The following is a 13,297-nucleotide window of genomic DNA, read 5'->3' on the forward strand; positions in this document are numbered from 1 at the left end:
TTAATCCTTGCCGCTTTCGCCGAATACGCCGCCGCGCACCAACACGGCCATGACGTAATGCTCGTCGTTTTTGCCGGACAGGGTTTCGCCCCTGGCAAAACGGTCGAACAAAGTGTAAAAATCGGCTTTGTCTTTAGGCGTGCGGTAAGCTTTACCCAGGTTGGTGACTGCGCCGTAAGGTTCGATTGCAATCGGGCCGATGTCGGCCTCGCCGTGCTCCGGATACCAGGTATCGATGGTGCGCAGCGCGTTGCCGATTTTTTGCGAGTGCATGCCTGCAATGCCGTCGATGTGGTACAGAATTTTGCTTTTTTTCGATTTACTGTTGCCTTTGTCCAGCACCAGTTCTTCGCTGGGGTAGACGTCCTGGGCCAGACCGGCTTGGGCGTAGGCGTTGATTTCCAGCAATAAGAATTCGCTGTTACCGGCCAGTGCGGCGGCAATTTTGGCGGCCAGCGCGGCGATGTCGGCTTGGTTATGGTCGAAATGTTTAATGCTGACGGCCTTCGCGTCGAATGTCCAACTTTGCTGTTCGCCCTGGTTTTTCACGGTAACGACAACTTCAATGCGCTCAGCACCGACCCGGTTGCGCCATAAGAAGCGGGCGTTGGCGATATTGACGGCATAGCGTTTGGCCAGTTCGTTAAAACCTTCCGAATCGATATAAGTTTTGGCCGCATTTGCATAACCGGCATTGAATTCGGCGCTGTTACAGGCCGAAGGCTTTTCCACGCCGCTGAGGATTTTCAGGGTGAAACTGAGTTTCAAGGTATCCTGATCGCTGCCCAATGCGCAGCTATCGACGGTTTGCAAATTGGGCTTTTCGACTTCGGCGTCCAGCTTCATCGGGTCGTCTTGCAGGGCTTTTTTCAGGCGATTGGAAATGGTGCCGCGCACCGATTTTTCCAGCAGTTTAAGCGGTATGGCCTGCTCGGTCCGTTTGTCCCAGGTTGTGCCGTAAAAACGGCCGTCGGAGGGGACGAGTTTTTTCTCGAATGCGAGTACTGAGGCGGTTGCGATGGTGTCTTTCTTAGCCATGTTATTTTTCCTTGCGGTTGTTTTGTTCAATCAGGTAAAGGTTGTTTTCGGCATCGTAGCGGCTGTGCCAAAGCAGGTCGTCCAAGCGCTTGATGCGGTAAGGCATCACAAACTCGCCCAGCGTGACCAAGCTTTCCGCGAAGCGGTGCGGAGTGTCCGGGTCGCGCTGGTTTTCGGCTTTGCCCAATGCACTGATGCCGTGAAAGCCGGTCGCAATCGGTACGATCCAGCCTGCGGTTTTGCGTTTGGCTGTCCATTCGGTTTGTCTTACTTTATCGGCCTTTTGATTTCCCCTCACCCAACCCTCTCCCTTTGGAGAGGGCTCTTCGCTGCTTAATTCAACAGCATTGGCTTCGTCGGCTTCGCTACGGTGCTGTACAGTTAAGTAATCAAGCAATGCGTCAATCGCGTCTATGTTGTCGCCTTGGTTTTGCATGGCTTCGATCATTAAATCGCGGCGCTCTTTGAGAACATAGCTTGGCATCAGTTTACGGGTGAGTTTGGCTAAGTCGGCGTTAGCGCCCACTTTCAGCAACTCCGGCTTGTTAAAGCCCAGAATGTCGCCGCCGGCCAGTTTGAGCGTATTCAGCTGGGTTTCGATTGCAGCTAAAAACGTATCGTAGTCATCCGCGTCAACGCCTTGATATTCGATAACTAACGATACGGTCAGATGGCAACGGGCTTCTTCAATGAACGACGGACGCTCGCCGTTTTTATCCAGCGGATTGCCGGTGCCGATAATCGAATGCACATAATCGCCCCGACCTTTATGGGTTTGCAGGTCAATGCTGTGACAGGCAACGGCGGCGCGGGTAAAGACCAGTTCATCAAATTGTCCGCCGTTGAGTTTGCGCTGCAAGGCATGAACGCCGCCCAGCCAGGCCGTCATCGCAGGAAAGCCGATGGTGTAAGGGCTGGACAATGCGTTGGCGTTATGGATTTGTAAGCGCGGGATGATTAAGAAGCGGTTCACCGTAAATCCTCCCGCATCGCTGTCAGTACTGCCCGGATATGAGCCAGTTCAACATCGCCGAAGAAAATCGCTTTGTCTTTGCCGACTGTTTTTTCGTAGGCGATGCGAAACCAGTCGGTCAGGCTGCGGATAATGTGGTCCAGCCAATCGTCTTGGTTTTCGCGTTGCTCAAGATAAGCCGCATCCAGCCAGATTTTTTCCGCCGTCGGCAAATTGGTTATTTCTGACCAACCTGCATCGAGTTGTCTCAATTGCCAGACTTTTTCGATGACTTGTTCGGCAATAGACTCTATCCAATAGTCTCGGCCGTCGCGGATATCGACGTTGTTATGATTGACTGCAAGCAGGCGGTGCAAGGCCTTGAAGCTGTCTTGATAATGCTTGTAATACAGGCTGTCGCTAAAAAAGCTGTTTTTAGGCGGCTGAATCGCGCGTACTTCCAATTGCGGTGGCAGGGATGGCAGCAAGTAGGCTGTGCCGCCGTTCTGGCTGTTGAGAACGCTGATATTCTGCGGTTTGGTGCCGCCAAAGCCGATCACCACAAGGTTATACAGTTCGTCAAAACCGTGTTCGTTATGAACTTGATGGCGGCGGTCTTCGCGGGCTTGTTTGGCTTGATCGGAAAAACGCATGACGTTAATGCGTTCCTTGAGTTTAAACATCAAACCCGACGGGCTGAGTAGAGATAGCAAGTGGTAGCCGCCATCAACCGGAAAATACACTTGCTTGATTTTTTCCGAGGTTTTGGCGATGCCCGAAGTTTGCTTGATAGCTAACAAGTCTTGTTGCAACTCGGCAAAAGGCAGTTCGGGCAGCTTAAACTGCGCTTGAATGGCTGCGCTGTTTTGTTCTAAATGCGCCAATACCGTTTGTCCGTCGGCTAATGATAAAGATAGAAATTTATAAACATCCAACGCGGCGGCATTGCCTAACACATCAAGGTCGGCATCCGCATTACCGGTGCGTAAAAAGCCGTCGGGTTTTGCTTCGGCGTTAGCGATTATTGCATTGGCTTTAGCGCTTGGATGAGTGAATTTGCCGGGATGGGTCAGCATCGATAACCACCCTGCCCGCTTGGCGGCATCGGGCAACCAGTTGCTCAAGCGGAAAAACTCAGCCGCTTCAAGCTCAACGGAGTGTTTTTCATCATTGCTGCTGCCGGGTTTTAGATTCTTCTTAATCTTGGAAGCTCTACGCTCGGACAAAAAATTTTCGATTGCGGGGTCTAACATATCACTGTCCCTCTAAATTAATGGCGAACGAGAGTGTAATGTAGGGAAAGTTATAAGTCGATCTACGTATTTATATTCTGTAACCGCTTAAACTATGGCCGATCAAAGCCAACTGTCCAAATATGTCTCGTTCCCACGCGTTGCCCCACGGCCATTAAGTTAAGCTTTACGCCGGTTCTCAAGCTTCAGCTCAATGTTAATCAAGTAGGGAGCACCCTACAGCAGCGAGAACTTTGTTCAATAGACATAAGTTTTCAATGGCGTTTCCTTAACTTAATAGCAGCGGCACAGCGCCTGGGAACAAAGATAAAACTATGTTATCGTTAAACACGAAAACTTACTCAGACACTATCGGAGTGCAGTCTTCGACTGCCAAGTACAAGCTAAGCTTGTACTCCAATAATCCCAACTGCGGTTTTAACGTTTAATAATTTCATCAAAAAAATCAACGAGCTGAATTTATGGCAAGCGAAGACAACGTAAAGATAGAACCAACACTTTTTAGTCCAGATGATTGGCAAATGTTTTTTGCTCTGCGGGACAATCCACCCGAACCTACTGAACGCATGAAAAATGCCGCATTGAGCTATAAGAGAATCATCGATAACAACGACGAAGATTGTCGGGTGTAGACCTGTAGGCCGGAATAAGCCGGTTCGAGTGATAGCGAGAACTGGTGTTTCCGGCAAATACCCGCCGAACTCGCCGGAAACGCCACCTCGCGCTACGCGCTTGCCGGCCTTATTCCGGCCTACGCCTGTGCAATAGCCTATTTTTAATGAGCCCTGTTGCGAGTTACTCTTATTTCCACAACCCCAATTGATCGCAATAACTCAATCTATTGCGACTATTACCGCCCAAAATATCCCTGTCATCAATCCGCACATTGATTTCACCATACCACAATGCAGTTTCACGTAACGACCAGCTCTTTTGTTCCGCAACTTCTTCAATCAAAGCTTGATAATCACGATACAACCACCATCTGGCTTGCGCCTGACGGCTGAGTTCAATAGCGGAATCAATTTTGTAACGGTCTTCAACCGGGTTGATCTGGCCTTTGGGCGATTTTTCGACAAATACCCACTCCTCTCTTTCGTCCGGTATTCGATATAAAGTCTGCTGCTGATCCTGTTTTCTAAAAGGGCTGAAATGTTGCGGCAATGCAGTCAACCACCAGCAACCGCTCAGCCAGCCTTGCAGTTGTTCGGGGCCTTGTTTCTGATAAGCGGTCAGCAACTCTTGAATGCAGTCATGCTCCAAATCCGCCAAGCGCTCGGTCGGCTGTAGCTCGGCATTGCGCTGAATACGCGGCAAGGCATTGATTGCGCTCAATTGCCCGGAGGGAATCAGTGCGTTTAAATCATGGCTGTCCAAGCGGTGATTCTCGCTTTCATAACCGGGACGGCAATAAGCGAGGCAATCGTCGGCCTGGGTAAACGCTTTCAGGTTATATTGCAACAACGCGATATTGGCGGTGTCCGGGGTTTCGTCCCGATGTCGCAGCACCCGGCCTGCCAGCTGGATAATCGAACGATACGACGAGGGTTCTACCACCGCCCAATCGAAATCGTGATCGCGCCCGACTTCTTCAATCGGCGTAGCGACCAGGATGAACAGCATATTGGCGGCAGTGCTGTTATCAAGGTGTTGCCGAATCAACGGATCGTTGAAAACCCGATCTTTGTCGTCGCGTTTTAAAACGGCGTCCAGATGCTGTTCTTGGGCCTGGCGCAGCAACAGTATTTGTTGGCTGTGATAAGCCATTACTCGAATATCCAGGTCATCAGGCCATTGCGCATCCGCTAAATACAGGCTCAGGCCGATACAGGGGGAAATATTCGCGACACGAACGACGCCGAACGAAACCCGCTTGCCGCTATGCGGATCAAGTCCGGCATGGCGATGATGGAGCATGACGGCTGCTTGTTGTATCGCGGTATAGAAGCGCTGTTCCAATGAGTCATCCGTTTCGGTTTTATCCAATGCGATAATCTCAGCTTTCCGCCGAATAGCCAGTTTGTTGATCTTAAGCCGTTTTTTGTCGGTATAGGCTTGATGGGCCGAACGGTAAGCCGGGATCTCGCTATCGATTAAGGTCTCGATTTGAGTGGAAAACTCGTCGATCCAGGCGCAACCGATACGGCTGCCGACATCGCGGGTTTTGGCGAACAAGTCCCAGCCTTCCTGGTAAGCATTGAAATAGCCTTCGGCCAAATCGGGCGGAATTGTCGCCGATGAAATCATCACTTTGCGGCCCAGCATCCCCGCCAAATGAATCAGGCGGCCTATTGCAATCAAGTCGGTGCCGTCAAAATCGTCTATTTCGTCAATCACCAAGTCCGAAGACATCAGCCGTAAACAAGGCAATATGTAGCGGCCGCCGCGTGTAGTTTCAGTGGCGGCCATCAGGTGGTCGATGGTGCAGGCCAGCACCGGCGCATAGAGGAACTTTTGTTTACGTTGGTCGATATTGCCGCTTCTATCCGTCCACACCGTGCTTAATGCGTTTAAAGTGCTGTCAGGTATATCAAAATCAATGGCGTTGTCTTCCCATAACTCTTCCACAGACTCCGAACCGCCGGGTTGTTCCGCATGCGCATCTTGCGGCTTATGGTTTTGCGTGTGCAGTTCCAGGATTGCCCGTGAACCGATCAGCACCGCCAGTTCCGAATCGTCCAGCCCTATCCGGTGCCGGTATTCGTCGCCGGTTTGCAAAGTCAGGGTGCGCAGGCCCAGTGCCAATGCGTAGCGTAGACTGTCGCCATCCTTGGATAAAGCTTGCATGATTTTGGCGTTGGCTAAGGTTTTACCGCAACCGGTACCGGCCATGTTGACGCTGAAGAAGCCAAAACGTTGTTGCCCGCTTAAACCTTGCTCGGCTTTCCAGGCTTTGATTTTGGCAACCGCACTGTCTTGCCATTGAAAACGTTTATCGGCGCTTTTTTGTTTCAGGCGCTTTACGTCATAAACGGCGGGTGGCTCGTCTTCAAACCTGGGCAAAAGATGGGTGACGGTCAGCGCGTTTTTAGCAACGCCCAATAAATGCTCGTCCAGTTTTTGTTTGAGCTGACCGGTCTTGCTGTCGGTGTTGGCGTAAAGCGCCAACGTGCCGTTCCAGTTCGCGTCGGCAGGTTGCGAGGAATAATGATGATCGCCCAGCATCAAAGAAAGGCGGGCATGATGCAAAACTACGCGCCAACTGCCGTCGGCGACGGCTTGTTCAAGACTTGGCAGGCAGGCGAGCAGTTTGGCGGCCCATTTTTGCAGCTGCTTAAGCCAGGGCTTTGATTGGCTGGGCAAGCCGTTTGGAAATTCAAAACATTTTTCAGTCTCCCCGTCATTTTGGTAACCCCACTCGGCCGTAATTCTCTTAAGCGTTTTTTGTAAATCCTTGGACGCTTCATCTTTCCATCGATTCGTATCGCTCCAATTGATCGGCAGCTTATGGTGTGACACGACTAACCAAGCCACAAAACAAGCGGCATTGGGCAAATCGGTCATCGGCTGTTTGCTTAAGTTTGAGGTTTTAAATGCTGATTGGTTTATATCGCCGTCGGCCAAACGTTTAAGCCATCCGGTATCTGTTTGTTCACCATTGATTAATGTAGACAGCAGGACCATTGATACCCATTCATGGCGTAACGGATCGGCAAGCGGTTTTCGGGAGGTTAACTTTTGCTGAAAGCAAGCGGACGCTTTGCCCCAGTCGTGAAACAGCGCCGCCAATGCAGTCAAGGCTTTAATCAACGGCAGATAATGCCAGTCGTTTTCCCAATGGGTGTTGATAATGGTCTTTTGCGTGGTATTGACCGGCACAATGCCTTGAGCATTGAACTTGCTGCGGTTGCCGACTATCCAGACCAGCTCGCTACGGCTGCGGCTGCGGAGCCAATGACAGGATACGGCGGTGTTTTTGGATGCGGTTTTGCGCAGCAGCTTTTTTACCGCATTCAGGCCCTCATTGGTAATTACGGTTTGCCACGTGCAATCGCCTATGCGGTTGGCAAATGCATCCAATACGCGGCGGGTTTTGTTCAGCGCATTTTTCTCACACTGCGAAACAAAGGTCACCATCATAACCGGCTACCTTCCAAGCTCAGTTCCTTAACGGTATCGAACATAAAATCCAAAGCTTTATGTTCGGCAAAGCTTTGCAGACATTGTTGACGAAACTCCTGCTCGTTCATCTGTTCTTTGGCGCAAATAAAGGCCCAAGGCAGAATCAACGCATCTTTCACCAGATCGGCGACATCGAATATCAATGCGCCGCGCCGGGTTTTGCCGTGCATTACCGCGAAACCGTGCGGTATGCCCAAGACCCACAGTGTGGTTGCGGCCAGTCCATAAGCCAGATAATTGCCGTGATTCAAAAAAGTGTTGGCGTCGTCTTCGCCTATATGGTTGCGGGTAAAACCGCTGTGTTTGGTTCGGGTGGCGGCGATTTTGTAGAGGCTTTTGGTCAACTGGGCTTCAGTTGTCAGCAGATCGGTAACGCTGGGGCTTTGGGCGATTTTAATCTTAAAGTTGTCTAATGCTAGTTCTACATCGGCATCGTCGATGTAGAAGCCGTAGGATTGCAAACCTTTATCCTTACGCCAAACCTGGTGCAAGTAATCGATGCGCATCTGCTGAAAACGCTTGGCCACGGCTAGGCGTTTACTTTCGTCGAACCAGAACTTCATCCAGTTTTGAATATATTCGGTAGGCCGGTATTCGCTCTGCGGCGACAGCCACTCGACTTCGCAGGCGGCAATTAACGGCGTACCGCCGCTGCCGCTAAAGCCGATCAATACTCCGGCGGAAGCCAGCATCCTGACTGCGGACTGTGTAATCGAAGTGCCTATGCCCAGTAGTATGACGGTGGTATTGGCGATCGGGATGTTCCAATATTGCTTTTGGTCGTTGTCTTCGGTCAGGTACACCACCCGGCCGTCCTTTTGCATAACCCGGCATTTTTCCAGGTAATAAATATTGGCGCGCTTGGAATGCAATATGGCTTTTAAATCGGTTAATTGTTCCATTTTTATTTCATTTATGATGAGTATCTTGTTTGGGCTGTTATCTTTTTCGTAGGCCAAGCATAATGCATCTACCACATAGATCAACACAGTACTCAAGTTAATGTCTGCTTCGTTTGAAGGACAACAGCTGGATTACAATGACCTGACTGATACAGATAGCGCTAGGTAGCCACGCAACCACAGGGCCAAATATTACCGGAAGGTTTTCTTAAATCCACGCCCACTACTCCAATGATTCGCAACCCCGAATTCCATCACGATATAAGGCCTCGAAATATTGAGCATAAAGCCATACCCAACTACAAGACTGAAACTGTCCTCGCAATGCTGAAAATTAATTAGGGCCGAGAAATCTTTTTGAATGGCATGATGTGCATGCTTTAGGTTGTATGCCCATTTATTAACCAACGCGATATAATCTGATTTACCTAATCTCAAACGAGTGCAAAGCCATGAGTATCGATTATCGCAACATGATTACCATTGAGCCCGGCAAACGTAGCGGCAAGCCATGCATTAGAGGTTTACGGATTACCGTTTATGATGTGCTTTCCTGGCTAGCCGATGGCATGAGCCGTAATGAAATTATCGAAGACTTCCCTGAATTAACTGATGACGATATTACCGCCTGCCTACAATTTGCAGCCGATAGGGAGCGGCAATCTATAATCATCAAAGCTTTATGAAGCTATTGCTTGATGAAAACCTGTCACGGCGAATCGTGCCGTTTATCCAAGACAGCTACCCCGGATCAACTCAGGTGGCGCTGATCGGTCTGGAACGTGTCAATGATAGTATTATTCGCCAATATGCCATTGAAAACGACTTCGTCATCGCCACGCAGGATGCGGATTTTTATGAAATGGGCTTGATTCATGGACAGCCTCCCAAGATCGTTTGGCTCAAGATGGGCAATCATTCAAAAACAACAACTATCAAAATCTTGCTAGACAATAAGCAAGCCATTGAACAAGCATTAATTATCGACAATAAAGCCTGTATTGAGATTGTATAGCTTTATAGTTCCTGCGTCTGATGACGGCACGGGGTGAGTAAACCCGAATCCAACCTTCATATTGAAGCAATGAAGGAAGGTCATGAATGCACAGGCGGTTTGTAATATGCCGGGATCGCAGTTATTTTCATCATTAAAACCATTGTCCCATTAATTACAAAACCTAAAAATATGACTGTTGCGTTTGCAACAACGGCACTCAATGACAAAATTAACAGCCTTATAAATCAACACTATAAACCATAATATCGCCTTTGGCATGGCCTGTGCATTTACTTTTAGCAAGCAAGTAAACGCAACTTACGAGGTCAGATATTATGGAATTACCAGTCTTAAACGATGCTCCGGCATCAAAGGGCGGCTGTTCAGCCAGTTCATGCGGTACAACCGACAACCAGATGGATTCATTACCTGATTCAATACGAGAAAAGGTACAGAATCATCCGTGCTATTCGGAAGATGCCCATCATTACTTTGCCAGAATGCATGTTGCTGTTGCTCCGGCTTGTAATATCCAGTGCCATTACTGTAATCGTAAATACGATTGCAGTAATGAATCGCGTCCCGGCGTGGTTTCTGAGGTGCTGACGCCGGATCAAGCGGTTAAAAAAACCATGGCGGTGGCGGCTACTATTCCGCAAATGACCGTTCTGGGTATCGCCGGCCCCGGCGATCCGTTAGCCAATCCTGAGCGTACTTTTGAAACGTTCCGCCGTTTAAGCGAAGAAGCGCCGGACATCAAATTATGCGTATCAACGAACGGTCTTGCGCTACCCGATTCGGTAGAGGAATTGTCCAAGCACAATATCGATCATGTCACTATCACGATTAATTGCGTTGACCCTGAAATCGGCGCGAAGATTTATCCGTGGATTTACTGGAACAATAAACGCATTACCGGCGTAAAAGCCGCAAAAATCCTGATCCAACAACAGCAAAAAGGCCTGGAAATGCTGATTGCCAAAGGTATTTTGGTTAAGGTCAATTCGGTCATGATTCCCGGTATAAACGATCAGCATTTAGCAGAAGTCAGCAAGGTCGTTAAATCCAAAGGCGCATTTTTGCACAATGTGATGCCGCTGATTGCCGAAGCCGAACATGGCACTTTCTACGGCGTGATGGGGCAACGCGGCCCTACTCCCGATGAACTGCAAGACCTGCAAGACAGCTGTTCCGGCGATATGAACATGATGCGTCATTGCCGTCAATGCCGCGCCGATGCGGTGGGCTTGTTGGGTGAAGATCGCGGCGACGAGTTTACGCTGGACAAGATTGAAGAGATGGACATCGACTATCAGGCGGCGATGGAAAAACGCAAGGTGATTCATGTCGCTATACAGGCTGAGATGGACAGTAAACGTTTGGAAAAAGCCCAAAAGGCACAGCAACATAAGGAAGAGCCCAAGCTCACTACGCGTCCGGTATTGATGGCCGTAGCCACCAGCGGGCAAGGCGTGATTAACATGCACTTTGGTCATGCCAAAGAATTCCTGATTTATGAAGCATCGCCGGATGGAGTGCGTTTTATCAGTCATCGCAAAGCCGATCAATATTGTGCCGGCGATACTTCTTGCGGCGACGGTGAAAGCGTGTTGCAGCTGACTATCCGTGCTTTGGCAGGATGCGAAGCGGTGTTGTGTTCGAAAGTCGGATATGAACCTTGGGAACAACTTGAAGCGGCCGGAATCGCACCCAACGGCGAACATGCAATGGAACCCATCGAAGAAGCTGTGCTGGCTGTTTACAAAGAGATGGCGGCAGCGGGTAAGTTGGATGAGGCTAAAGATTCAGTTAGGGCCAGTGCGTAGGTTAGTGTAATCCCATAAAACATCGTCTTAAAAACATGTCACCACGAAGGCACGAAGAAAAAACCAAGTTAAAAACTTCGTGTACTTCGTGCCTTCGTGGTGAATTAATCTGTTTTAAGTCGCTGTCCATGGTGTTAACACAGTCCACGGTCCTATATTCCCACACGATAGTATTTTAGGAGCCTGTCATGGCAGTAAAAATTATTGAATCCTGCGTTAATTGCTATGCTTGCGAACCGGTCTGTCCAAGTAAAGCCATTTATGAAGCTAAACCGCATTTTTTGGTTAACAGCAAAAAATGCACCGAATGCGAGGGCGACTACCCCGTTTATCAATGTGCCAGTATTTGCCCTATTGAAGGTGCAATATTAAATTCATTGGGCGAGCCGATTAACTTACCAGGCTCTTTAACAGGCATTCCGCCGGAAAGAATGGCGGAAGCAATGGCCGAGTTACAGGGCCACTGATTGAGGACATCCTGATGGCTACTGTCACTTTCTATGAAAAGCCCGGTTGTATCAACAATACCCGGCAAAAGAAATTATTAGCTGCGGCGGGTCATCAGGTTGTTGCGCTGAATTTATTGACTGAAGCCTGGCAGCCTGATCGCTTACGCCCTTTTTTCGGTAAGTTGGCAGTACGGAATTGGTTCAATTACAGCGCCCCGGCAATCAAATACGGCGAGATTGAACCTGAGAACCTGACAGAACAGGAAGCGCTAGTGCTGATGGTGAAAAATCCGTTGTTAATTCGTCGTCCCTTGATGCAAGTCGGCGATGAATTAATGGCGGGATTCGACCAGTACGCAGTCGATAACTGGATCGGTTTAAAGGAAACCCAGTCCTATCAGGATATTGAAAGCTGCCCTCGCTCACTTGCATCCGCAAGTTGCGGTCATGAGTAAACCTCCGGTCCTGACTCTTGATGGCGTACCGCAAGCTGTCACGCTCTCCGAACGCGTTCATTGGATCGGTGCGCTCGATCCTTCATTGCGCACCTTCGATATTATTCTGAAAACCGCCAACGGCACCAGTTACAACGCTTATGTCGTCCGGGGCAGCGACGGCGTGGCAATCATCGATACGGTCAAAGAAAACTTTGCCGATGATTTTTTTGCCCGTTTTGAGTCGGTAGCCCGTTATGACGAAATCAAAGTCATTGTCTTGAATCATCTTGAACCCGATCATACCGGCGCATTGCCCGAGCTGATGCGCCGCGCGCCGCAAGCTCAACTTTACATTTCCCAAAAAGCGCAATCCATGCTTAAAGCCCTGCTAAAACAGGATGAGTTCGATTACACGCCGGTATCTACCGGTGACAAAGTATCGCTGGGCGACCGCACTTTAACGTTTTTACACACCCCTTATTTGCATTGGCCGGATACGCAATGCACTTATTTAGTGGAAGAAAAAACCCTGTTTTCGGGCGATGTGTTCGGCTGCCATTTTTGCGATGCGCGGCTGTTTAACGATGAAGTCGGCGATTTTCGCTTTTCGTTCGAATATTACTATGCCCACATCATGCGGCCGTTCAAAGAGTATGTAAATCGGGCGCTAAACTTGATTGAGCCCTTGCTGCCGCTGAATAAAATCCTGCCTGCGCATGGCCCGCTGTTACGCGACCAGCCGCAACGCTATGTACAGCGCTATCGTGAATTATCGCGGCCTGCTTTGGAAAGCGAAATCAGTGCAGGCGAAAAAACCCTACTGATCTTTTATATCAGTTCCTACGGCAATACGCGGCGCATGGCCGAAGCCATTTATGAAGGCGCAATGGCTGTGGAGCATGTGCGCGTTTCCTTGTATGACCTGGAAGGCAGTGAAATAACACCGTTTGTCGATTTAATAGAAGGTGCCGACGGCATCCTGTTCGGCACGCCGACCATTAACGGCGATGCGGTTAAACCGGTATGGGATTTACTGTCCTCGCTGGCTGTCATCAATCTCAAATCAAAACTGGGTGGTGTTTTCGGCTCATACGGCTGGTCCGGGGAAGGCGTGAAAATGGTTGAAGATCGCTTACGCGGTCTCAAATTGCGTGTACCCATTCCGGGCATACGCATTAAGTTAATTCCGACGGAAGAAGAAATTAATAGCTGTCGTGAATTCGGGCATGAAATGGCACAGGATCTAATGGGTTTAAGACAACCCAAAACGATCGATATGGCCGATCTTGCCTAATATTTTTTAATTCATCAGGAGAGTAGC

General features: G+C 49.3%; 12 protein-coding genes. 7 read left to right on the forward strand and 5 right to left on the reverse strand.

The genetic code is table 11. The annotated features are described in order from the left end of the window. Genes csy3 through csy1 form a run of 3 tightly spaced genes read right to left on the reverse strand, consistent with a single transcriptional unit; the run spans position 1 to position 3,243 of the window. A complete protein-coding gene (gene csy3 / locus V7051_RS13135) occupies positions 1-1,038 on the reverse strand; it encodes a type I-F CRISPR-associated protein Csy3 (protein ID WP_333875545.1) in 1,038 nt (345 codons plus the stop codon). Between the two features lies 1 nt (position 1,039). Continuing rightward, on the reverse strand, positions 1,040-2,011 hold the full coding sequence (gene csy2 / locus V7051_RS13140; RefSeq protein WP_333875543.1) for a type I-F CRISPR-associated protein Csy2: 972 nt from the start codon (positions 2,009-2,011) through the stop codon (positions 1,040-1,042). Next, on the reverse strand, positions 2,008-3,243 hold the full coding sequence (gene csy1, locus V7051_RS13145; protein ID WP_333875541.1) for a type I-F CRISPR-associated protein Csy1: 1,236 nt from the start codon (positions 3,241-3,243) through the stop codon (positions 2,008-2,010). Before csy1 ends, csy2 begins: the two co-directional genes overlap by 4 nt. 461 nt (positions 3,244-3,704) lie before the next feature. On the opposite strand from csy1, the gene V7051_RS13150 reads away from it, so the two are divergent. After that, a complete protein-coding gene (locus tag V7051_RS13150) occupies positions 3,705-3,875 on the forward strand; it encodes a type II toxin -antitoxin system TacA 1-like antitoxin (RefSeq protein ID WP_333875539.1) in 171 nt (56 codons plus the stop codon). Positions 3,876-4,044: 169 nt separating this feature from the next. Here V7051_RS13150 and cas3f read toward each other — a convergent pair whose 3' ends face one another. Both cas3f and cas1f read right to left on the reverse strand, forming a co-directional pair. Continuing rightward, positions 4,045-7,323 (reverse strand): type I-F CRISPR-associated helicase Cas3f, encoded by a 3,279-nt coding sequence (gene cas3f, locus V7051_RS13155; protein WP_333875538.1) that lies wholly within the window; start codon positions 7,321-7,323, stop codon positions 4,045-4,047. After that, positions 7,320-8,354 carry a type I-F CRISPR-associated endonuclease Cas1f gene (cas1f, locus tag V7051_RS13160; RefSeq protein ID WP_333875580.1) on the reverse strand — a complete coding sequence of 345 codons (1,035 nt, stop codon included), beginning with the start codon at positions 8,352-8,354 and terminating at the stop codon, positions 7,320-7,322. Before cas1f ends, cas3f begins: the two co-directional genes overlap by 4 nt. 365 nt (positions 8,355-8,719) lie before the next feature. Here cas1f and V7051_RS13165 point away from each other — a divergent pair, with 365 nt between their 5' ends. The 6 genes from V7051_RS13165 (at position 8,720) to V7051_RS13190 (ending at position 13,270) form a co-directional block, all read left to right on the forward strand. Then, on the forward strand, positions 8,720-8,953 hold the full coding sequence (locus tag V7051_RS13165) for a DUF433 domain-containing protein (protein ID WP_333875536.1): 234 nt from the start codon (positions 8,720-8,722) through the stop codon (positions 8,951-8,953). Next, the gene (locus tag V7051_RS13170) at positions 8,950-9,282 is read left to right on the forward strand and encodes a DUF5615 family PIN-like protein (RefSeq protein WP_333875535.1); all 333 of its coding nucleotides are present in this window, start codon (positions 8,950-8,952) and stop codon (positions 9,280-9,282) included. Before V7051_RS13165 ends, V7051_RS13170 begins: the two co-directional genes overlap by 4 nt. A 317-nt stretch (positions 9,283-9,599) precedes the next feature. Then, positions 9,600-11,090, forward strand: coding sequence for a nitrogenase cofactor biosynthesis protein NifB (gene nifB, locus V7051_RS13175; RefSeq protein ID WP_333875532.1), 1,491 nt, complete (start codon positions 9,600-9,602; stop codon positions 11,088-11,090). Positions 11,091-11,278: 188 nt separating this feature from the next. After that, the gene (locus tag V7051_RS13180) at positions 11,279-11,557 is read left to right on the forward strand and encodes a 4Fe-4S dicluster domain-containing protein (RefSeq protein ID WP_333875529.1); all 279 of its coding nucleotides are present in this window, start codon (positions 11,279-11,281) and stop codon (positions 11,555-11,557) included. Positions 11,558-11,571: 14 nt separating this feature from the next. After that, positions 11,572-11,994 carry an ArsC/Spx/MgsR family protein gene (locus tag V7051_RS13185; protein ID WP_333875528.1) on the forward strand — a complete coding sequence of 141 codons (423 nt, stop codon included), beginning with the start codon at positions 11,572-11,574 and terminating at the stop codon, positions 11,992-11,994. Then, positions 11,987-13,270, forward strand: coding sequence for an FprA family A-type flavoprotein (locus tag V7051_RS13190; RefSeq protein ID WP_333875526.1), 1,284 nt, complete (start codon positions 11,987-11,989; stop codon positions 13,268-13,270). Before V7051_RS13185 ends, V7051_RS13190 begins: the two co-directional genes overlap by 8 nt. Positions 13,271-13,297 lie beyond the last annotated feature (27 nt).

This window comes from Methylobacter sp. (assembly GCF_036845245.1).
Classification (GTDB): Bacteria; Pseudomonadota; Gammaproteobacteria; order Methylococcales; family Methylomonadaceae; genus Methylobacter_A.